This is a genomic window from Thalassospira sp. (assembly GCF_002709775.1).
In the GTDB taxonomy this organism is placed as follows: Bacteria; Pseudomonadota; Alphaproteobacteria; order Rhodospirillales; family Thalassospiraceae; genus Thalassospira.
The window spans coordinates 58,037-79,605 of the sequence record NZ_PAQR01000011.1; the positions used below are offsets into that span (position 1 = coordinate 58,037).

16 protein-coding genes are annotated in these 21,569 nt (G+C 55.7%); 4 read left to right on the forward strand and 12 right to left on the reverse strand.

Translation table 11 applies throughout. The features are described from left to right. Positions 1–183 precede the first annotated feature (183 nt). The 3 genes from CMO10_RS06240 to CMO10_RS06250 all read right to left on the reverse strand — a co-directional run bounded on the left by CMO10_RS06240 (position 184) and on the right by CMO10_RS06250 (position 3,966). Complete coding sequence (locus CMO10_RS06240; RefSeq protein WP_297019748.1) at positions 184–1,068, reverse strand: class I SAM-dependent methyltransferase; 885 nt, start codon at positions 1,066–1,068, stop codon at positions 184–186. A 141-nt stretch (positions 1,069–1,209) separates the two neighbouring features. Continuing rightward, positions 1,210–2,547 (reverse strand): flagellin, encoded by a 1,338-nt coding sequence (locus CMO10_RS06245; RefSeq protein WP_297019751.1) that lies wholly within the window; start codon positions 2,545–2,547, stop codon positions 1,210–1,212. Between the two features lie 747 nt (positions 2,548–3,294). Continuing rightward, on the reverse strand, positions 3,295–3,966 hold the full coding sequence (locus CMO10_RS06250; RefSeq protein ID WP_297019753.1) for a DUF5610 domain-containing protein: 672 nt from the start codon (positions 3,964–3,966) through the stop codon (positions 3,295–3,297). A 412-nt stretch (positions 3,967–4,378) separates the two neighbouring features. Here CMO10_RS06250 and CMO10_RS06255 point away from each other — a divergent pair, with 412 nt between their 5' ends. Continuing rightward, positions 4,379–7,381, forward strand: a complete 3,003-nt coding sequence (locus tag CMO10_RS06255; RefSeq protein ID WP_297019756.1) for a leucine--tRNA ligase — start codon at positions 4,379–4,381, stop codon at positions 7,379–7,381. Between the two features lie 67 nt (positions 7,382–7,448). Here CMO10_RS06255 and CMO10_RS06260 read toward each other — a convergent pair whose 3' ends face one another. Further along, positions 7,449–8,264 carry a substrate-binding periplasmic protein gene (locus CMO10_RS06260; protein ID WP_297019758.1) on the reverse strand — a complete coding sequence of 272 codons (816 nt, stop codon included), beginning with the start codon at positions 8,262–8,264 and terminating at the stop codon, positions 7,449–7,451. A gap of 212 nt (positions 8,265–8,476) precedes the next feature. Between CMO10_RS06260 and CMO10_RS06265 the strand changes: the two genes are divergently transcribed. Further along, entirely contained in the window at positions 8,477–9,766 is a 1,290-nt protein-coding gene (locus tag CMO10_RS06265; RefSeq protein ID WP_297019760.1) for a nucleotide sugar dehydrogenase, read from the forward strand. Between the two features lie 10 nt (positions 9,767–9,776). Here the strand turns inward: CMO10_RS06265 and CMO10_RS06270 are convergent, their stop codons facing one another. The 8 genes from CMO10_RS06270 to CMO10_RS06305 are packed head-to-tail and all read right to left on the reverse strand — an operon-like array spanning position 9,777 to position 17,756. Further along, a complete protein-coding gene (locus CMO10_RS06270) occupies positions 9,777–10,145 on the reverse strand; it encodes an MmcQ/YjbR family DNA-binding protein (protein ID WP_297019763.1) in 369 nt (122 codons plus the stop codon). A gap of 35 nt (positions 10,146–10,180) precedes the next feature. Next, a complete protein-coding gene (locus tag CMO10_RS06275) occupies positions 10,181–11,281 on the reverse strand; it encodes a glycosyltransferase family 4 protein (protein ID WP_297019766.1) in 1,101 nt (366 codons plus the stop codon). Further along, positions 11,278–12,030 (reverse strand): glycosyltransferase family 2 protein, encoded by a 753-nt coding sequence (locus tag CMO10_RS06280; protein ID WP_297019768.1) that lies wholly within the window; start codon positions 12,028–12,030, stop codon positions 11,278–11,280. The genes CMO10_RS06275 and CMO10_RS06280 overlap by 4 nt, the downstream gene beginning before the upstream one ends. Continuing rightward, positions 12,023–13,609 (reverse strand): hypothetical protein, encoded by a 1,587-nt coding sequence (locus CMO10_RS06285; protein ID WP_297019771.1) that lies wholly within the window; start codon positions 13,607–13,609, stop codon positions 12,023–12,025. Before CMO10_RS06285 ends, CMO10_RS06280 begins: the two co-directional genes overlap by 8 nt. Continuing rightward, positions 13,525–14,268, reverse strand: a complete 744-nt coding sequence (locus tag CMO10_RS06290; protein WP_297019774.1) for a hypothetical protein — start codon at positions 14,266–14,268, stop codon at positions 13,525–13,527. Before CMO10_RS06290 ends, CMO10_RS06285 begins: the two co-directional genes overlap by 85 nt. After that, the gene (locus tag CMO10_RS06295; RefSeq protein ID WP_297019778.1) at positions 14,265–15,443 is read right to left on the reverse strand and encodes a hypothetical protein; all 1,179 of its coding nucleotides are present in this window, start codon (positions 15,441–15,443) and stop codon (positions 14,265–14,267) included. Before CMO10_RS06295 ends, CMO10_RS06290 begins: the two co-directional genes overlap by 4 nt. Continuing rightward, positions 15,403–16,611, reverse strand: coding sequence for a glycosyltransferase family 4 protein (locus tag CMO10_RS06300; RefSeq protein ID WP_297019781.1), 1,209 nt, complete (start codon positions 16,609–16,611; stop codon positions 15,403–15,405). Before CMO10_RS06300 ends, CMO10_RS06295 begins: the two co-directional genes overlap by 41 nt. Further along, positions 16,602–17,756: a glycosyltransferase family 4 protein gene (locus CMO10_RS06305; RefSeq protein WP_297019784.1), complete on the reverse strand. Its 1,155-nt coding sequence runs from the start codon at positions 17,754–17,756 to the stop codon at positions 16,602–16,604. Before CMO10_RS06305 ends, CMO10_RS06300 begins: the two co-directional genes overlap by 10 nt. A gap of 104 nt (positions 17,757–17,860) precedes the next feature. On the opposite strand from CMO10_RS06305, the gene CMO10_RS06310 reads away from it, so the two are divergent. Next, positions 17,861–19,315, forward strand: a complete 1,455-nt coding sequence (locus tag CMO10_RS06310) for a WecB/TagA/CpsF family glycosyltransferase (protein WP_297019787.1) — start codon at positions 17,861–17,863, stop codon at positions 19,313–19,315. Next, positions 19,312–21,477: a GumC family protein gene (locus CMO10_RS06315; protein WP_297019790.1), complete on the forward strand. Its 2,166-nt coding sequence runs from the start codon at positions 19,312–19,314 to the stop codon at positions 21,475–21,477. Before CMO10_RS06310 ends, CMO10_RS06315 begins: the two co-directional genes overlap by 4 nt. Positions 21,478–21,569 lie beyond the last annotated feature (92 nt).

Consider the following 21,569-nt stretch of genomic DNA (forward strand, 5'->3'; position numbering starts at 1 on the left):
AATGATAAGTCTTTCGTGTTTTTAACCTGGTGCTACGACAGGGGAAGGATCATCCTTCCAAGGGGGCGGGGTTTGCCATGATGCGCGGGCAAGCGCAAGCAAAAACCCACGCATACGGCCATGCGTGAGGCGCAGGAATGCTTGGGTTTTTGGTGCCAGGCCGCAGCGCGCATCCGCAGGCAATCAGGCGCGCGTTCCGCTAAGTACATGAAAACAAATCGGGACCTGGAAATGGCCGTCTTCGATATAAGGGGCTAGGGTTTCAAACATCGCGGCATTGATCGCGCCGACTTCCATATCCGATGACTTGCGCAGGATATTGCCAAACAGCATGTCCATCTGCGGCTTCCAGAAGGGGGCCGTTTCGGGGATGCGGCCCGCCGGACTGTGGCTGCTATCCGTCACATCGCTAAACCCGGCGTTTTTGAGCCGGTCGGTGGCATGATTGACATCGCCAAAGCAAAACGGATCGAGCCCGGCCTTGTCAAACCCGATGCCAAGGATATTGCCCAGAACCGCATCCATTGCAGCAAAAAGCGGGTTATCCACCAACGGGGCCCAGACCATGAAAACCGCCTTGCCCCCCGGGCGCAGAACGCGGAAGGCTTCCCGCAAGGCCTTGTCGTGATCATCGCAAAACATCACGCCAAAGCGGCATGACACGACATCAAAGCTTTGATCGTCAAAGGGCAGCTTTTCCATATCGGCGGGCGTTGCCGTGATGTTGGAAATTTCTTCTTCTTCGGCGCGTTCGATCAGGGCATCGCACATATCGGGCACGATGTCGGTTGCCGTCACCGTCCCGGTAACGCCGGGAATATTGACCCGGTCTTCTTCGCTCCCCCCACCAAGGGCACGGGCAAATGAAAATGCCGGTTCCCCAACCCCGGATGCCAGATCAAGTATGGCAAGCGGTGCATCATTGCGGCTTTCCGAAAGCCCCTTGAGGTCCGCCGCCTCGATCATGTGGCGATTGATTTTCTCAGCCGCAGGTGCCAGGCGTTCTGCCCAGGTGATCCAGTCAGAGGAAAGATTTTGCCAAGTCTCGGAGGTCGGGGTGGTTGTCATGGTCGGTCAGCTTCCCTTTGGGTTAAGCCACGACCATAGACGTAAACAGTGACCTGTTTAAAGGATGTTTTGCAGCGCAATGCCGGTGAGAAGTCCCGCGCAATGGCGCGGGACTTCCTACACAGACTGAAAGGCGGCTCTTCAACCTTCCAGCAAGCGTAACAGGTTCTGACGCATTTCGCTGATGCGTCCGAGGATCGCAACGCTCGATTTGGTCAGAAGTTGGTTGGAGGCAAAGTCGGTCAATTCGGCCGCGACATCGAGATCAAGCAGGCTTGATCTGGCTTCTTCGACGTTCTGCAATGTCGCGGCAAGGTTGGTACTGGCAACATCCAGTCGGTTCTGGTTGGTGCCAATATTTGTTCGGGCCCGTTGAAGATCATCAATCGCACGGGTGACGGTTTCAAGAGCCTCACGTGCCTTCATGGTCGAGGCAATCGCCTTGCTGCCCAGATCATCAAGGCTTTTTTCCGTGCCATTCTTCCCGCTGCCAAGGGCAGAGCCATCAACAGCAGTCATGAAAATCGACACCTGATCGGCGGCAGTCGCCCCGCTGCCAACTTGCAGATAAACCCGATCAGAAAGTTTGTTGCCCTGATCTTCGAGCACCGAGAAAACCGGCGAAGAGCCAAAGATCTGCGCGCTGGTCGACCCATTGGCCCCCGAACCGTCAGACCCTTGGGTCAGGGCATTGGAGATCGTGCTGCCTATATTGAAGTTCAGATCAACCTTTACCCCGACAGTGTCGAAGTCGAGCTTGACCTGATCACCAATACCAAGCGCCTTGCTGCCGCCCGTGGCATAGTCGGTGATGTCGATAACCTGGCTTCGATCCGTCGCGCTGCCATCAATTTCGGCGATGGCACTTAACATGATCCGGTCGCCGGATTTGACCACATCGAACCGCAAGTGGGTGTCAGAAAGGCCGTCTTCGCCTTCATCGCCAGCCCAATAATTGTCATTGGAAATGGCGACATTGGCAAAGCCGTTGGCATGCGAAAGGGCGCTGGCAGAACCACCACCCTCAAGGTCTGAATAGTCCAGTGATACATCGCTGCCATCGCCCAACAACTGAACGCCGTTGAAGTTGGTCGAAGATGCGATGCGGTTGATTTCATCGCGTAAATCGATGAATTCGTTATTGAGAAAGCCGCGTTCGGTATCGGACAGGTTTTCCGATGCGGCCTGAACGGTCAGGGTCTTCATGCGCACCAGAATGTTATCGATGGTGGCCATGCCACCATCTGCAATCTGGAGCATGGAATTGCCGTGNCCNACATTGACAATTCCCGANGTGATGGNNGAGGCCGTTGAATCCAGCCGCACCCCGATNGCCATNGANGTTGCATCATCNCGTGCNGAAACCACACGCTGTCCTGATGACAGTTTCAGAAGCGATCTGTTNGTCGCTTCTTCGGCGCGTNCCANATTGCGATGTGCAAGATTGGCCGCGTGATTGGATAGAATATTTAACGCCATGTCGCAGTTCCTACCTGAACAAGCAAAACAAATGGTGGCGGCGATTTTTGGACCTCTACATGAGATCAACTGCGCAAGATGTTAATTAGGTAAATCTGAAATGGCAATAGCTAATATTAGGGTTATCTCAATCATAAATAATTGAAATATATAAAGAAAATAGTCTCCTACCCCAAAGAGGGGGCTTTGCGAAAATCCGAAATCCGGCTTTCTTGCGACTCACTCCGGCAAAAAAGAAGGCCTTGCGCGGAGACACAAGGCCTTTGGGAACGAAACAGTTACGGCACGCGGGGCTTCGTGCAACAGGTGGCCCCGGTGCCGGAAAGATGATCATGACCGATGGCTATGCGTGGAACGCCGGACCGGCCCGATCAGGGTTTGTTTGGGAAGTGCGTTTTTGATGCACAATGCAACGTCGTGCAGGGAAAGCACGCCTATCGTTTCAAGCCACAGTGCACAGACGCACGACATTGCCGACCCGAAAACGGGGTACCGGCAATGCAGGGCCGCAGATGCAGCGCATGTAAAATCGATATTCAGAGCCATGTCAAAGTTCCTACCTGAACAAGCAAGGCGTTGATTGCACGTTACGGCCCTCTCTACATGAGAGAACGTATATTAGATTTATATATAGTGTGATGAATTTTGCAAGGGCTCGTTTGACCTAGCCAAACTCAATGAATGGTCAAAAGAAAAAGGCCAGTCCAAAAGACTGGCCTTTCCGAAAAATGAGTATTGACGCTGCAGTTAGCCGTTGGTGCCGTAGCGCGGGGTGTTGCGCTGGGCATTGCTGCCAGCTTCGGCGTAGGCTTGGCTGGCCTGTGCGGTCTGGGTGACCTGCGACTGCAGGACCTGTTCATCGCGTTCCGGCGTTGCTGCTTCGGCGGCTTCTTCTGACGCGCTGCTGTTAAACAGCTCGGTCAGGCGCTGCTCAATGCTTTGCAGGCCTTCATTCAGGCGTTCCTCGGTTTCCGAGATGTTGCCATTGATTTCGTCGTTGAGCGCACCCAGCCCGTCAAGCACGGCGCGGGCGTCTTCAAGACCAGCCTGAATGCCTTCGCTTGCCTGATCGAAGATCTCGCGGGCTTCGGCCTCGGTGCTGGCGTTTGAGGCGATCAGATCGCCAACACGTGCAAGGATGCGATCAGCAACCGCCTCGGGGGTGTAATCGGTCGGATTGACACCCTGGATTGAAAGGCCGGTCGATTGCAGGCTTTCGTTGATTGCGGCAACGATATTGTCGGCCGACAGGCGGGTGGCTGATTCCGAAGACAGCGAAACAGACGTCGCAGCCGCAAAGGCGGATGTGCCGTTATTGCCGGTTTTTTCAGAATCGCTCTGGCCCGGCAAATAGGATTGTGCCGAGCGCGCAGATGCGCCGGATTGTTGGGATGACAGACCACCAATGGTGATATCCATATTCGTCCTCCCTGGACGGAGAGCTTTGAGAGCTGTGCTGACAACCAGCACTTTTCCAAGCAATTCCACGCCTCGATTTCTCGTACGGTTGCTTGCTTGGCAGAATTCAAACTTCAATATGGCATGGAAAGGCGTAAAAATCCAGTCCTGATGTGCAAGTCCGGGTTGATGTGCGGGCAGGGCGGCCATGCGCTTTGGGCTTTGGATCGGGATGTTGGCGATTGGGGGCGAAAGTTTGCTGAAATCGACCGGTTTTCGCCAGAAATCTCGTTATCTGATGTTGCACAGTGATCAAAGCGCGCTTATGAACACAGCCTAAGAATTTTTTTGACCCCGATCCGGGTTGGCTGGCGCGCCGAATGGCAGCACCAAAAGCCGACGATCGGGTTTGACAGGCAGGAGTTGATTGAGCGTGGCGAACTATCAGGAAAGTGCGCGGGAATTTGAAAAGCGCTGGCAGGCATATTGGCGTGAAAACGATACCTATCGTACGCCAAATCCCGGCGATGCCGATTTCGACGCGACCAAGAAGAAAAGCGTCATCCTGGACATGTTCCCCTATCCAAGCGGGGTTGGCCTGCATATAGGTCATCCGCTGGGCTATATCGCGACGGATGTAAAGGCCCGCTTCGAGCGTATGCGCGGCCATAACGTTCTGCATTCCATGGGCTTTGATGCCTTTGGCCTGCCGGCAGAACAGTTTGCCATCCAGACCGGTCAGCATCCGCGCATCACGACCGAAGCCAATATCGAAAACATGCTGCGTCAGCTTCAGGTCATCGGTCTTGGCCATGACCCGCATCGTCGTTTTGCCACAACCGATATCGACTATTACAAATGGACGCAGTGGATATTCCTGCAGCTGTTTAACAGCTTCTATGACCCGACTGTCGAATGGAAAGGCCCGCAGGGGCAGGTGATTGCTGGCCGGGCGCGCCCGATTGCCGAGCTGCGCCCGTTGCTTGAAAGTGGTGAATGGCTTCTTGATGAAGACGGCGTGCCGCAGCCGAAATCGGTGATTGGCGAAGGCATCAAGGCCGAAGGCAAGGAAATTGACCGCGCGATTGATCGCGGGCGTCTGGCCTATGTCGATGAGGTTCCGGTCAACTGGTGCCCGATGCTGGGCACGGTTCTGTCGAACGAGGAAGTCACCAACGAAGGCAAGTCCGAACGTGGTGATTACCCGGTCTATAAACGTCCGCTGAAACAGTGGATGTTGCGCATTACCGATTATGCCGATCGTCTGGTGGCCGACCTTGAAGGCCTTGATTGGCCCAATGGCGTGGTCGAGATGCAGAAGGGCTGGATTGGTCGTTCTGTCGGGGCGCGGGTGAACTTCCCGGTCAAGACCGTGGATGGTGCGGATGAAAAGATCGCGGTTTATACCACCCGCCCGGACACGATCTTTGGCGCGACCTATATGGTTCTGGCCCCTGAGCATCCGCTGGTTGATAAGCTGTGTGCAGCCGACAAGAAATCCGATGTTGCGGCCTATCGCGCGCAGGCGTCCGAGCTTAAGGCCGTCTCGGCCAAGGATGATGCCGTACGTGAAAAGACCGGCGTATTTATTGGCGCGCATGCGACCAACCCGGTCACTGGTGAAGAAATCCCGGTCTGGATTGCCGACTATGTCCTGATGGGCTATGGCACGGGTGCGATCATGGCGGTTCCGGCCGGCGATCAGCGTGACTTTGAATTCGCCCACAAGTTCGATCTGCCGATCAAGGCAACCACCAAGCCGTCAGACGCGTGGCTTAAGGAAAATGCTCCGACGGATGCGGCCGATGCCGATGCAGCGACCCTTCTTGCGCGCTATGAGGCGGAGCCGGGCGCGTTCAAGCTCGCCCAGACCGAAGCTGGCGAGACGATCAATTCCGCCAATGACGAAGTTTCGATCAACGGTCTTTCGACCCCGGATGCCAAAGCCAAGATCATCGAATGGATGGAAGGCAAGGGTATTGGCCGCGGTCGCGTGCAGTACAAACTGCGTGACTGGCTGTTCTCGCGTCAGCGTTATTGGGGCGAGCCGTTCCCGGTTCTGTTCGATAAGGAAACCGATCAGGTGCACGGCATTGCCGAGGCGGCCTTGCCGGTCGTTCTGCCGGAAATGACTGACTTCAAACCGAAATCGAATGAAGACCCGAATTCCGAGCCGGAGCCCCCATTGGCGCGTGCCAAGGACTGGATGGAAGTGACGGGTATTGTCCTTTCCGATGGTTCGGTTCTGCCGGTGGATGCGGCGGTTGGCACCAAGCACACCCATGAGGGTGCGGAATATGAAGTGCGCGCGTTCAAACGCGATGCCAACTCCATGCCGAACTGGGCGGGGTCGTGCTGGTATTACCTGCGCTATTTCGATGCCAAGAATGATGCAAAATTTGCATCAGACGATGCGGCGGCCTATTGGGCGAACAGCACCGATAAGGACGGCAATGCGCTTCCGGGTGCGGTTGACCTTTATGTCGGCGGGGCGGAGCACGCGGTGCTTCACCTGCTGTATTCGCGCTTCTGGCACAAGGTCCTGTTTGATCTGGGCTATGTCGCAACGCCGGAGCCGTTCCAGAAGCTGTTTAACCAGGGCATGATTACGGCCGATGCCTATACCGATGCGCGTGGTGTTTATGTCGATATCCATGATGTCGAAATGCGCGATGTAGATGGCAAAAAAGTACCGTTCAACGCCAAGACTGATGAGCAGCTGATTACCGTTCCGGGCAAGATGGGCAAGCGTTATAAAAACGGTATCCCGCCCGAGGAAATCTGTGATCAGTACACCATCGATACGTTCCGGACCTATGAGATGTATATGGGGCCGCTTGATAGCTCCAAACCATGGCAGTCGGATGCGATTGTCGGCATGATGCGGTTCCTGTCCAACGTCTGGAAGGTCACGACCCAGATGGAGCGGACCGATCACGTTGATGGCAAGATCGAAACGCTTCTGCACAAGACGATTGCCAAGGTGACCGGCGATATTGCCGATCTGCGCCTTAATACCGCGATTGCGGCCTTGATCGAGCTCACCAATGCACTGACCAAGCAGAATGCCGTGCATGATGATCATGCCAAGGCACTTGCACTTATGGTCGCTCCGTTTGCCCCGCATCTGGGTGAGGAGCTGATGAGCCGGATGGCGTCTGACGAGTTCGGTGCCAAGAAATCGGTGATCAAGTTCGACTGGCCGGTATTCGATGCCGAAAAGGCCAAGGATGACGAGTTTGAAGTGCCGGTTCAGGTCAATGGCAAGAAGCGTGGCTCTGTCATGGTGGCCGCCGATGCCGATCAGGCAACGGTCGAGGCGCTTGCCAAGGCCGACGAAAACGTTGCCCGGCATATTGAAGGCAAGGAAATCGTCAAGGTGATCTATGTCGCCAAGCCGACGCCGAAGCTGGTCAATATCGTTGTGAAGGGCTAAGCCCCGGCGACAAAAGATCTACGTGAAGGGCATGTTGCTTGGGCAGCGTGCCCTTTTTGTTTTTGGGTTAGTCGTCTGAGAAGGCGGCGGTGGGGTTGCAATCCTCGATGATCGCGTATGTTGGCAATTCGCGCTCAATGATCATCTGATCGGGCAGCAGGCTCTCGCGGCCATAAAGCTTGCCCAAAGTACCATCGCACAGCATCTCGTATATGGCCTTGTTAAAGGCTTTGCGGTTTTCAATACCATCAAGGTCCGCCTTGAACAGGGTCAGAACATTTTCGGTCGTGACCGGATCGTCGGTGACCGAGATCGCATTTTCCAGCCCAAGCGTGTTTCTGACATAGTGGCCGGAAAAGCGTTCGATGATCGCGGCATCCAGCCGATCATTGGCAATCATGCGCAGCAGGAACGTGTCGCTTGGCACACGTTCAAGGCTGAGTTCCTTGCGATCAAGGATATAGGCCGGGTACTGATACGCCGACAGGCCGACACGTGTGCCGTCAAGATCAGACAGCTTGTCGACGTTGCCCGGTCCAAAGACTTTCGTGCGATAAAAAATCAGGTTTTCCCGGCGGTAAAACGGCACAGAGGCCAGCGACACCGGGATCTCCGCAAGCGACGGATAGGCGCCCAAAGCATCATATTCGCCATTTTTGAAATCCTGCATGGCGCGCTTTACCGGCAGAATATCGATCGTCACGTCCTTGCCGGACCGCGTGGCAATTTCATCAAACATCTCGATAAAAATGCCATGGTCATATGTTTCAGCCATCAGCGGGATATAGGGAAACACCACCCGCATCGGTGACGTTGATTGCGCGGCCAGAACATGACTGTTGAAGAGAAAAATGCAGGCAAGGGCCAGCGAAAATAGGCGCATATCAAAGAAGTCGCGTGTTGCGGGGCGGGAGGCAAAACTAGACCATGTTATGGATGGCGATACAAGGGTGGTGTTTTGTGTTGCTTTGGACAGAGCGCGCTGGCTCCCCTGAAAAAAGTGTAGTGAACCCGCTTCTCCGTGACCTAAGCAATTGACGGGGCAGTAGCGGCTGGCTACAAATCGGCAACCAAGGTATTTGCAAGGTTTTATCGATGGCTCACGGGCGCAAGATTTCAGTTATTGGTTTGGGGTATGTCGGTCTGCCGGTTGCGGTGGCGTTTGGCACTTCGATCGGCCGCACTGTTGCCTTTGATATCAATCAGGCGCGCATTGCCCAACTCAAGGCTGGACATGACGCGACTGGCGAGGTCGATGACCACGAACTGGCCGCCGCCGACCTTTTGCTCAGCGCTGACCCCAAGGATCTGGCCCAGGCCGATTTCCATATCGTGACCGTTCCGACCCCGATTGACAGCTCGAACCGTCCCGATCTGTCTCCTTTGCGTTCTGCTTCGAAAACCGTTGGCGCCATCCTGAAGAAGGGCGATATCGTTGTTTATGAAAGCACGGTTTATCCCGGCGCGACCGAAGAAGAATGTGTTCCGATCCTCGAGGAACTGTCTGGCCTGAAGGCCGGAACGGATTTCACGGTCGGCTATTCGCCGGAACGTATCAACCCGGGTGATCGGGAGCACCGCTTTACCACCATCACGAAGGTTGTGTCCGGTCAGGATCAGGCGACGCTTGATATCGTCGCCGACGTCTATGGTAGCGTTGTCACAGCTGGTATTCACAAAGCGCCGACCATCAAGGCGGCCGAGGCAGCCAAGGTCATTGAAAACACCCAGCGTGATTTGAACATTGCGCTGATGAACGAGCTGTCGCTGATCTTTGATCGCGCGGGCATAGATACCCGCGACGTGCTTGAGGCGGCGGGTACGAAGTGGAACTTCCTGAAATTCACGCCGGGTCTGGTTGGCGGGCACTGCATCGGTGTGGACCCCTATTACCTGACGCATAAATCCGAAGAACTTGGCTATTACCCGCAGGTGGTTCTGGCCGGTCGTCGGGTGAATGACGGCATGGGCGATGTGGTTGCCAACAAGGTGATCCGTGCGCTGCTGCGAGAAGGGGCGACGAAAAACCCGACAGTTACGGTGCTTGGACTGACATTCAAAGAAGACGTGCCTGACATCCGTAATACGCGCGTGATCGACATTGTCCGTTCACTTGAAGAAGCCGGTGTAAATGTTCAGGTCCATGATGTACATGCTGATAAGGAAGAAGTCGCGCATGAGTTTGAGGGACTGAAGCTTTGCTCGGACAGCTGCCTGCAGCCGGCAGATGCGCTGGTTCTGGCCGTCTCGCACAAGGAATATGTTGCCAAGGGCTGGCCGCTGATCAGCAGTCTGCTTAAGGATGGCAAGGGCTTCGTTGCCGATGTCCGTGCGGTTCTGCCGCGTGATGCGGTGCCGACCGGTATCGATCTCTGGCGTCTCTAAGACAACCGATCTATTCGTCTTGATAAAGATTGAGCTCGCGCTGCAGTTTCTTCGTCAAACCCTTTGCGACAATGCGGTGCGAGCTTTTTAAATGGTCCATGAGGTTCGCGTCACTGAGCCCCGGCGCATCATATTGCTGGATCCACTTCATGCCGCGTGACGCGAGGTAAGGGGCAGGCCGAAGACCCGGCATTTCTTTCAGGACTTCATAGCCGATTTCGGATGTCTTGAATGTGATGCCAAGTGTCTCATTTGTGGTCCAGCCGCCAATCGCAAACACCTTGCCGCCGACCTTCCAGACGTCCGCGCCACCCCACTGCACAACGTGGGTTGTTCGCGGCAGTGACTTGCAAAAGGCGTTAAAGGCGTCGCGGTCCATCTGGCGTATCCCGTAAATGCAGCCTGATCGAAATGTTAATCCTGTTCGAGAATGCTGTGAAACAGTCCTGTAAGTCTATTGGCAAACCGCGCATTGCTGAAATCCTCCTGACACATTCGATAGGCCGCATCGCACATTTTCGTGGTCTCGGCGGGTGAATTGATAGCCTCGATGATCGCATTTGCAAGCCCTTCTGGGTCTTTAGGCGAACAAAGCTGCCCTGTTTCGCCATCACGAACGAATTCCGGCAGGGTTGCGATATTGCTCGTAATGACCGGGACATTGGCAGCCATGGTTTCGAGCACGACAAGCGGTTGAGCCTCGTTGGCGTAGTGGCTGGGAAAGATGAAGAGGTCTGAGTTTTCGAACGCCGAACGTTTCTGGCTTTCCGACACAGACCCCAAACAGGTTGTTGCCGTCTTCAACTGATAGCGCCCGAGCATTACATCCAGATCCGCGTCGCTGATGTCGCCAGCGGCCCCGGCAATGGTCAAGGTGAAGCCGATATCTCGTGCGCGGAGAATAGCACAGGCGGTAAGCAGGGTTTCGATGCCCTTGGCATGAAACAGATTGGACAGCCACAAAAGCCTGACCGGAGCATACGGTGTCCAAGGTTTGGTTGGCGGCGTGTGAAAGGCTTCGTCGCTCAGGCAATTGCGGATGATGGTGGACTTGCAGTTCAGGCCAGCAATTTCAGAACGCAAACTTTCACCGAGCAGGATGACGGTCTGATCTTTGAAAACCAGTTGTTGAAAAAGCTCCGCCCATTTTGATCGCCGCATGCTTGGCAAACCACGGCCGTGCAGGTGCAGGGCTGCCGGGACACGAAACATCCGTGCCACAAGCACATACAGGCAATCGCGGTAATAGGCGAAACCAGTTGGGGCAAAGCTGATATAAAGGGCGTTCACCCGCGGTAACGCCCAGATCAATCGCATCAGTAGCCAAAGGGCCAGACCGACCTTGCGAAGGGAAAACCGGTTTAAATCTGACAGTGTCCGGGCAAAGCACATTTCAATGACATGCAGATCGAAGTCTTTCGCCAAGGCCTCAATGGCGAACTGGTTCATTTTGGCCGCCCCATGCATGAGTGGTGGTAATTGAACCATGGCGATGATTTTCGGGCCGTCAGTCATCGTACATCCCTTCCGACAAACATCTCAAAATTGCGGAACTTGGCAACAGTCATCCATATTGATGGCGGAAGGTGAGCGCGATAACGCGCGAGAACGGCTGCACGAGTTTGGCGATAAAGTTCGTCTGGTATCCTTGCGAAGTGGCGGGTGTCCGGTCGAAAGTTGCGTTCGATCAGTCGCGTATTCATCCGTTGCATGGTGGTCTTTGCAAGGCAACAGGCACGCAGATAGAAATCAAGATCAATGCAGCAGGAAAGATCAGTCGTATAGCCCCCGGCGCGGGCCCAGACAGATCGGTGCATGGCAAGGGACGAGTGATGTAGCGGATTGCCAGCATAAAGACGCGATGGCGTAAACTGCTGTGCCTCACCGAAGGTTGGTCGGCAGGGATCGGATACGGCCCGTGCGAAGACAAGTTGATTGGGATTGCGGGTGAGGATTTCGACTTGCCGGTCCAGTCGGCTCGGCATGGAGATGTCGTCAATATCCTGAATCGCAATCAAATCTGTCGGGCTGTTTTCAATGGCGAGGTTAAGTGCAGCACCGCGACCAATCTTGCCGGAATGAAGGAGCGTCAGGTGTGGATCATTTTGCCAGTTCTTTGGTGCGGCGAGGGGGGTAGTCGAGCCATCATCGACAATGACGGCATAATCCTGGGGCCCGAGGATCTGGCACAGATTGTCGAAATAGCGATCCAGAAAAGCCTCGCCGTCCCGCACGGTTGTGATGACGGTTATCGGATCACGCATAGATCTCTCCCCATGAAATGGTCAGGGTGGCGCTGGTCCCGTGCTTTGTTTTCGCGCTAATCCGCGTTGCGATCCCGACTGCGCTAAATGCCGCCTTTGAGGTGATTTGAAGTGGCGTGTCTGCGGTGATTTTGATCCCGAGTTGCGGGCAGATAGCTGTGTCCGGACTGGTTTGTTCGAGCTCTATTGTGCCATCAATCAGAATTCGGAATAGATCTACCTGACCCGGTTCGTAATCGGGGAAGTGGTCCGTGATGATGACGCGCTTGTCTTGAAACTCGATCTGCCTGTGGCCGATGATACCCGTAAGATCGAACGTCACTTCAACCCGGTTGACTTGGATGCGGCGGCCAAGCAGAAAGCGGGAAAAGCTGCTTTCTCCCATGGCGGGAAGTGGGGTTGAGGCATTGTTGTAAAGGCTTGGCACATCCTGTTCGCCGCCGGTTGGCGGTAACAGGATGCGGGCTGATTTTCCTTGGACGGAAACAATCACCGGTGCGCCGGAAACGTCGAAACCCTGTTTGCCACAAAGCGTCATTTGCGCATGATAGTTGGGACATGAAAACTGCGCGACAATTGATGACCTCCTGATTGCTAGCTCAGGATGTTGGCGATTGTCCCCGGCAGGAACTTGTGCGGCTTTGAGCAGCCAATAACCCGCAAAGGCAAGGTAATCGTCATGGCGGTTATAGCTGTACCATCCTGGTGTGTCCGGGTTATCTGGGCCAGGGTGTTCCGGAAGTAGTGCCGGAGCCAGCAGGTTCAGCGGTAGTTGGTCTGCCTCGCGGCAGGCATCTTCCATGCGGTGGAGGATTGCGTCGGCTGCGTCGAGATATCCGTTTTTTAACAACATATAAAGCGCACAGGCTGCCCCGAAACTCTGCCCCGCACCACGTCCGAGCAGGTTTGCATAGCCATGCGTGCCAGTAAGGTGTGCAAGTGTCGCGGTCGCGTGATCGGCAATGCGTCGATGTCGCGGATTTTCGCTATCGGATAGAAGGGCTGTGCAAAAGGCATGGTATTGCGGGGAAAAACACTTTGGCCGATCAAGGAAAACTTGGGCGCGCCAATAGCGCAGCAGGATTAAGGCTAGGTGGGCGCGGTTGATGAGCTTCGACACAAATCCGGTTTGCCGTTTTTGGCGATTGATCAGACCAAGCATCTGCCAGTTAGCAACGTCCGGGCATTGCTGTTTGGTGCCGCGCAGGATTTCGCGAGTGATTTCGGTTTTGAGGCCCGGTGTATGAAGCAGCGCATACTCGATGAATTCGCGGTGGTAGGTTTTATCCTTCGGGTCAGATTTCAGCGATACCAGTGCGCGTTCGATGTTCCGGGCAAATCGGTTCGGATCGATCCGGCTCCAGAGATTGACGCCAAAGGCCTTGGCGTAGAAATCCGGTTGCTCGAACTGGCCGTTTTCGCGTTGACGTTTCGCAAGATCGTCTGCGATCTGGTGGGCGAGGGTTTGGCAACGTTGGCGGATATCATTGTCTGTCAGTCGAAGTGACATGTCACCTCCAGACCAAGAGATTGCCCCGCCTTGAGGTGGTTGAGCGGCACTGCCTGAATCTCTGGACAACGCCGTCCCGCACGTTCGCGCAAGCGCCACAGCAGCTTTTTGATTGGTGAAATGCGCCACAAAAGCCGAGAAACCCCGTTCGGCACGGAGAGAGTGAAAAAGCGATTTGCCCAGCGCAGCCAGACCTGATCAACCGGATCGCGGGGCAACAGGCGAGCATGAATGATCCAGTGATCGTCGCGGTCACGCAGATACATGTATGGATCAAAACGGCCAGCACCGTCGGCATCCTCAAGGCGCACGGTGATGGTCCCGCCATCCTGTCCAACGAGCTGTACCTGTTTGGTGGGATAAAGCCGGTATTTGTCGCTGTTGCAGTGGGTAAACGTCCTGTCCGAAATGATCCCGTATTTGATGGCGCTTTTGTCAAACACCAGCCGGATTACGGCATCTTGCAGGAGAATATCATCGAGCGCCTGAACTGAGAGACGAAGTTGGATTGTGTTCGGCGATGTTTGTTCCGTTTCGTACGTAATCTGCAACCGGCCATCCGATAAGTGCCAGATATCATCTCGGTGAATGGCATTTCGGGGTTGGTCGGTAATTGTGACAAACGAGTGCCGGTCGGAGCATTCCAATCCCCAAGGTTCAAAATGAATGTCGCCATATTGGCCGCTGATCAGTTTGTTGTCGGAGATCAAAGTTGTCAGTTTCTTCATGCCAAGACCTGCTGCTTTATCAGGGCTTTCTGGCAGGCAAACAGGATCAGAACCAAACACGCCATCCGAAACACGATTAGCACCATGATGTCGGTTGTGGCAGCTAGGCTTGGTAAGCCGAATGCAGAAGTTGCCATTGTGACGAGGCACAGCCAGCCAATCCATCGGGCAGCGGGATTTTCCTGAAGGATCAGGATTTGGCGGGTCAGAACTGCAAGCAATATCGGCCAGATTGCGCCCGCCTGAAGGATACCGATCAGATCATCTGATGGGGCGTTATAGACGAGGTGGGCCACGCTGGTGGGGAAGAGGAAAAGCAGACCGGAAATGATTGCCATTGGTGCCAGAAGCCAGATATCGCGCAATTTGCCAGTTTGTTGTTTGGCAAACAGGGTTGAGGCAATGGCCGCAATCAATCCGGCACAGAACAGGAAAATCCGTTGCGCTAGAAACATCGCATCGTTTCCAAACCCCAACAGTACAAAGTCGAGGTTTGGCACGAAGCCCGCCAGCAGGGTGAAGCCGACAAGGCCAAAATGGATGCCTTTATCGGTTGGGACGACTTCAGCGGTTCGGGTCGGTGGTGGTTCGAATGCAAATGCCGTTGAAAGTGCTAGGCTTACCAAAGAGATCGCGGGTGCGATCATATAAAGCGCCCAAAGTGATTGGGTGAGTGAAGCCCAGACCGCGACGGCAATCCCGAAGACCTGACCGGCAACAGCGATTACGCCAAGCCGCGAAAACCGGGTTTGGGCAGTAATAATCCAGTCGGGGGCAAGGGCGGCCGCAAGCGGTATAAGGACCAGCGGCCAGTAGTGGCCCATTGGCAGGCTGGTCGTTGTGGTGATCAGCAGTACTGAGATCGCAGCGATGAGCATGCGAAGTGCCACGACAAGAGCGGCTGTCCGAAAGTGGCGGTCTTGTGCCAAGCGGACCAAAAGCGGGCCGCTGCCAGCTTGTGTTGCAGTGACGGCAAGACCGATCATGGCGAGCAGCCCGAAATAACTCCCAAGATTGCTTTCTGAATAGGCGTGTCCGATCAAAACAAGGATCAGCATGCCGCCGAGCCGTGCGATCATGTTCGCCGCGATCAGCCAAAGCGGATAAAGCCCGGACCTTATGAACGAAAGCCATCTATCCATGGCGCGACAGAATGGATTCGTAAGCCAGATCAACACGGGCTCCGTAGGCATGTAGGAGGTCCCACGCGATTTGATCACGGGCTGTTAGGGCAAGATTGTGGCGAATGGCCGGCTGGGTGATAAGGGCGCTAACCGCTGTCACCAGTGCTGCGCTATCGCGCGGTGGGATGATCAGGCCGCTTTGATGGTTGATGACAGGGCTTCCGGCATCAAATGTCGTGATGACGGCGCAACCGGCTGCCATGGCCTCAATCGTGGCAAGGCTGCTCCCTTCCGTCAGGCTGGGAAAAACGAAGATGCTTGTGGCCAACATGTGATCTGCAACCTGATCATGGGGCAAGGGGCCAAGCCATCTAACACCATCGGGCAGGTTGGAAAGCAATCCTCTGGCGCACGGCTGTGCCGCGCCAATCAGGACCAGCTCGACGCGCAACCGGAACTGACGACGAATGGTTTTCCATGCGGCTAGAAGATGGGCGGTGCCCTTGGCGAGGGACAGGTTGCCGACATAAAGCAGGCGAATGGTGGCGTCGTCACGTGCCGGGCGTTGCCGTGCAAGTAGCGTTTGACAATGCCGCGACATGAAGGGGATCAGGTATATCTTGTCTTGCGCAATGCCAGCCCGTTCCAAGCCATTCGCGACAGCTTCCGACGGGGCAAAGACAGCGTCGGCATACTGCGCCTCTGCCGTGCGCCGGCCGGCAAGGAAATCTGAAATTTCCCGATATCGTTTGCCGTGGGCGGCATACTCGTCGGCGACTTGTGCATGACGGGTTTCAGCCAACTGGCCGGTTACATCCGAGATGGTGATTATATTGCGGGCTTTTGCCCGGCGCATGGCAGGCAGGCTGTAATTGCCTTGACCGTGCAAGATGCTGGCCTTAGGCGGGTTCCAGGCCGCGAGCAATGACAGGGGAATGTCGGAATATAGGTTTCGGGCTGGCAGGCGAAGCCTTTGGGCCGCTTGTCCAAGCAGATCGGGCAGCAGATGGCGACCGGGAATGTCACAGAGTGCAGTATCGACGTTGCGGGATTGGGGTTGAACAAGGCCCGTACCATCGTGGCGCCAGAAACTGTCCCACCGAACCAGTCTTTTCTGGGCTGCCAGATGTTGGGCGAGAATGCTGGCCTGATCGACGCGGCTGATCAGCCAGATCGACGGTACTGAAGTTGATTTGGGGAGTTGCGTGATTATCCCCATTGCCGTGTTTCCGATTTGCGGTGTGCTGCCTGATTGATGGCATTCCAGATCGTCTCGCCGTGATGGACGGGGTCGTTGTTAATGATCGCTTTTGCTTGATTTTGGCGCGTGGTTTCGAGCAGGGCGGGGGTGCCTAGAAGCTGTTCGCAGGCCTTGATCCAGTCGTTGGGGACATCAGTGGGCAGGATTTCCGGCCTGCACAAAATATCGGGTGCACATCCCGTCATCGGACTTGCCAGTGCGACAGTGCCGCATGAGATCGCATCAATCACGCCAACGCCATAGGCATCATTACGGCTGGGGAAAAGGGCGATCTTGCTGTTGGTCAGGATGGCCGGGAGTTGATCTGGCGGAAGTTGTCCGAAAACGTCTGCCTGATCATTGATACCCGATGCTCTTAAAGTCGCGATTGTTTCTGCGATATTCGTGCTGCCGACAATGGCAACCCGAGCGACGATGCCTGCTTTGGATAATGCTTCGGCGACCTGGATAAAGACATCAAAGCCCTTTGAACGTGTCGTGCGACCGCACCAGAGGAGATCATATTGCATCCTGTTGGTGCTGGCCTCAGGCACCGAAAATGACGGTGGAATGGGGGCAATCGAAATGTTCTCGCGGGCGATCCCGTGGCTTTCAAACCACGTCGCTCCACGCGTGCCGGCGGCGATAAACCCATCAGCACGCGAAATCATCATTTGGCGCAATCTACGGCGAACCGGATTTGCGTAGGCGGCGTCAGAGCCTGACCAGCCATCAAATTGCAGAACAGTTGGAATGCCGCGTTTCCAAGCCCAGTTCTGCGCCTGCCATTGCGCGATGCCGAAGCCTGCCAAAACCAGCGCATCGGTCGGTTGGTCGGCAAGGGGGCGCGTGACACCAAATGGTAGGGTGAAGGTCCGGTTTTCTCCCAGCGGGATTTGCACGCCGGGTAAGGTTACCTGTTCGAAGTTCGCCTTGGGCGTTGCCCAATTTCGTTGAGGTTCGCGGTGCTGAGTACATAAAACACGCAAGCCACCACCTGCCGAAATGGCGCGGTGATGAAGCGCGTCATAGGCGGCAAATCGGTAGGGTGGCACAAGGTTTGTCAGTAAAGTCACCCTCACCGCGATGGTCACCTTGAGATGCTGATATTGTTTGTTGCTCAATCATAAGTTACCATTATCTTCAACCAATTAGCCATAACCTAAAATTGCAGATTGCTGGTTTCGCTGTTCTGCAGACGTGTCGGGCGGGGTGACAGGGGTGGTGCATGCGCGACGATATTTCACGGCAAAAATCTGCCTTCTTCGGCTTGCCGCTTGATACGCGACGACGTGCCCAGATCTGCGCCACGATTGGTCTTAGGCTTCGCGAGGGGACTGCGGCGGAGAGCCGAAAGTGTTTCCGCCATCACAGCCTGAATGCGTGCAAACTGCCCGCCGCCTTGCAGGATGACATGCTGTTTGCCGCTCTGTCTCGCGCAGATTGCCTGTCGGCTGATGGTATGGGGATTGTTTGGGCTGCCCGCCTGATGGGCATCAGGGTGTCGGAGCGGGTAACAGGCATCGATCTTATGACCGATCTTCTGGCGCAGTTCGCACAGGATGGCACACGGGTCTTTCTGTTGGGTGCGCGGCAAGATGTTCTCGATCAACTGCAGGCAACATTGCCAGCCCGTTTCCCGGGGCTGATGATTGTGGGCACACACCACGGTTATGAGGCGGATGATGAAAAGCTCGCAAGATGTGTTGCCTCAGCCAAACCAGATGCCCTGTTCGTGGCCCTGCCGTCGCCGCGCAAGGAACTGTTTGTCGATCAGTTTGCGCCCAAGACAGGGTGCCGTTTTGCCATGGGCGTTGGCGGGGCGTTTGATGTTTTGGCCGGTAAAGTTCGCCGCGCCCCGATGATCTGGCAACGGGCGGGACTGGAGTTTCTTTGGCGCATCCTGTGCCAGCCGCGTTACATGATCCCGCGATATGCGCGGGGGCTTCTTGGCTTTGCCAAACTCGTTTTGCCAAGAGTAGTGAGTTATCAATTCAAGCGCCTGCGTGCGACCATTCAAAAGGTTACGACCCTTTTGGCCCTTTGCGCGATGTTGGCATCGGCTGCCGAGTTACAGGCCCAACCGGCGACAAGCATGAAGTTTGATCCAGAAAACCGGCAGGCAGCGATCAGCTGGATTGAAACGGAACTCGCCAAGGTCAATGAGCCAGATGATGTTCCGCAGCTGATTGATGCGCTTGTTGCCGCTGTCTTGTCAGAGGATCCCGGTTCTGAACGACCTGTTATCGACTGGCCGGCCACGGAGAACAGCCTTGAAGTGCTGCTTGGTCTGTTCAACCTCGGTAGCGGCACCAGCCGATTTCTGTTGGAAACCATACTGGGTGGTGTGGTTCTGAGACTGCTTGATCTGCATCCCGAGCCGGATCGACTTGCGGGCATCGTGCGCAGCCGTGCCGCAAATTTGGCAGAGCGTCTTTTTGAGCGTCGCGCGAACCGGCCGGTCATGTTTGATGGCGTGCAATCAGAACTTGCCGTGCGCACTGAAAGCACCGCGTCACCCACCATAATTGGCTTTGTGCAACCGTCGGAAATCGAAGAATTATGGGGGTATCCCTATCTTGCTGTCCGCTTGGAGAACGCGGGTTCCGGGAGCCTGTGGGATGATGAGGAATACGGGAGTCCTGTTGGCGTTCCAGAGCTTGAGGATGGAAGCCCCAGATGACAGAGCATCCCCACCATCCCGATCGTATGGCACGTCCTGCGACAGACCGCTTTGATCCGTCCTTGCGGGATCTGTTAGGCATTCTCTGGCAACGGCGCGGGGTGGCGGCACTCGTCTTTGTTTCTGTTCTGATTGCGCTTTTGAGCGTGATTGCCAACTGGCAGGGCGATTATCGCTCTGTCGCTGAGATCGGTTTTGCGCAGGACAGACAAATCACGGAACGGCTTTCGGAAGATACGGGGCGACGCACCGTCACCGCTCAGGAAATCGAAACCGCGATTGCCGAGGTGAAGGGTCAGGAAACCCTGTCGACAGCACTTTCGGTTTTGCGGGGTGAGGGCGTTTCTCTGACAGGCGGGCACGCGAACAGCAGTATCTTTGGTCAGCTCGCCGCGATGATTTCGGGGAAGCCGGATGCGCCAATTTCAGATGATCCAGAAACAGTTGCGACGCTAAACCTTCGAAACGGCCTGGAAGCTGCCCGGATTGGCAATGCGGCGGTAATCGAAGTTGCCTTCAGCGCAAGGCAGCCAGAAACAGCACAACAGGCCCTCTCGGCGATTGTTGAAAGCTATCTTTGGCAGCGCGAGGACCGGCAAAAGACGACCATCCGAAGGCAGCTTGGCGAGGCAGAGCGGCAATTCAACACGGCACAAGATGAACTGGCGGGGGTGGAAAACAACTTGACCACCGTACAAAGCGGGGCCGGTATTCTTGATGCCGATGAAAGTGCGCGGATGCTGGATCGCATCTATGCCCTGGATGAGCAGGCCGAAAAGCTGGGGCAGGAAGTCGCGAGCCTTCGGCTGGCGCGCGAAAGCCGGATGGACGCGGCTGGCCTTGATGATCTTTTGGCGATTTCCGATGTCGCGGTGCATCCGGTCGTAAGCCAAATCTCGTTGCAGCTTGAAACCCGAAAGCAGGAATTTGTCGCCCTTGATCAGCGCTATGGCCCCAAGCACCCGATCATGCAGGGCAAGCAGCGCGAACTTGATGATCTGCGAAGCGAGTTGGCGGCGGCGGCAGGCAATGTCGCCGATCAGATGGATATCGCGCTTGCCGGGGCGGAAGAAAAGCTTCGACTGATAACTGCCCAACGTGATCGTTGGGAAGATCGGGTGGCGCTTCGTAATACAAGCGTTCAGGGGCAGGCGGCCCTGAACCGCACGGTTGTGATGGCGCGCACTAACCTTCAGGAGCTTGGCCAACAAGTGCAGTCACTTCGCCGCGAAATGGCGGCCTTTCATGGCGATGCGGCGATCCTGCGTGCGCCAACATTGCCCGGGGCAACCGAATTCCCGACCAAGCGCGATCTGGCGATGCTGGCCATGATGATCGCGGTGTTTGCGGCTGTGGTTGCCGCCTTGCTGCGGCATTATTTCGATCAAAGTGTTGATGACGAATTTGATCCGCAAGTGGCTTTGGGTATACCGTTTTTTGCCCGCATTCCGGACCAATCTGGCTCAGGAAATTTGGCAACGGCGCATGATGAGGCCGCGGGGCATTTGGCGGTTCTGATGCGGATCATGGCGCAGGGGCCGGGGACAGAAAGCCAAAGCCAAGCTGATGGACAGGTGATTGCGCTGGGCTCCGCGCTATCTGGCGATGGCAAAAGCCACATTGCCCATGCACTGGCCGAAAAGCTGGCGGGTCTTGGTGCATCTGTGATCGTTCTTGATGCGGATTTGCATGATCCGGCACCGCCAGCGTCGCGGCCGCGTGACAGCGAAAACCGCAATGACCTGACCGATGTCATGTCGGGGGTTGTGGATCTGGATACAGCCCTTGCTGCACACGGGGATGACGAAGGGTATCGATATCTTGGGGCGCGGATGCCGGTGCCGGGAAGCCTTGCGACCGGTATGGTCGACGGCCAGTTGCCTGATTTGATCAAGCGCCTGCGCACGCGGTTCGATCATGTGATTGTCGATACACCGCCGATCCTATCGGTGGCGGATGGTGTGATTGCACTGGGCCTGGCCGATGTCAGGTTGTTCGCCCTGCGCTCAGGCCATAGCAAACGCCGCGACATTGCTCAGGCCCTGTCGCAACTGCGCGCGGCCAACATTATCCCGGAGGGCGTTGTTCTGAATGGTGCCAAGCCCCGTGCCGCCTATGGCAAGGCGCAACCATCCAACGTGATGAAGGGGCAGCTGACATGAAACTGGCCTTGATGGCGATTGCGCTACTGTTGTTGGGCACTGGCGGCTTGGTCTTGTTCTCGGAGGGCAGGGCGCTTTCGCAGCTTGAAAAC

Excerpts from the sequence above, each read along its gene's own strand:
- CMO10_RS06310 (WP_297019787.1), top strand. The coding sequence starts at position 17,861 with ATGCGCGACGATATTTCACGGCAAAAATCTGCCTTCTTCGGCTTGCCG.
- CMO10_RS06315 (WP_297019790.1), top strand. The coding sequence starts at position 19,312 with ATGACAGAGCATCCCCACCATCCCGATCGTATGGCACGTCCTGCGACA.
- CMO10_RS06250 (WP_297019753.1), bottom strand. The coding sequence starts at position 3,966 with ATGGATATCACCATTGGTGGTCTGTCATCCCAACAATCCGGCGCATCT.
- CMO10_RS06300 (WP_297019781.1), bottom strand. The coding sequence starts at position 16,611 with ATGGGGATAATCACGCAACTCCCCAAATCAACTTCAGTACCGTCGATC.
- CMO10_RS06260 (WP_297019758.1), bottom strand. The coding sequence starts at position 8,264 with ATGCGCCTATTTTCGCTGGCCCTTGCCTGCATTTTTCTCTTCAACAGT.
- CMO10_RS06275 (WP_297019766.1), bottom strand. The coding sequence starts at position 11,281 with ATGACTGACGGCCCGAAAATCATCGCCATGGTTCAATTACCACCACTC.
- CMO10_RS06265 (WP_297019760.1), top strand. The coding sequence starts at position 8,477 with ATGGCTCACGGGCGCAAGATTTCAGTTATTGGTTTGGGGTATGTCGGT.
- CMO10_RS06240 (WP_297019748.1), bottom strand. The coding sequence starts at position 1,068 with ATGACAACCACCCCGACCTCCGAGACTTGGCAAAATCTTTCCTCTGAC.
- CMO10_RS06290 (WP_297019774.1), bottom strand. The coding sequence starts at position 14,268 with ATGAAGAAACTGACAACTTTGATCTCCGACAACAAACTGATCAGCGGC.
- CMO10_RS06280 (WP_297019768.1), bottom strand. The coding sequence starts at position 12,030 with ATGCGTGATCCGATAACCGTCATCACAACCGTGCGGGACGGCGAGGCT.
- CMO10_RS06270 (WP_297019763.1), bottom strand. The coding sequence starts at position 10,145 with ATGGACCGCGACGCCTTTAACGCCTTTTGCAAGTCACTGCCGCGAACA.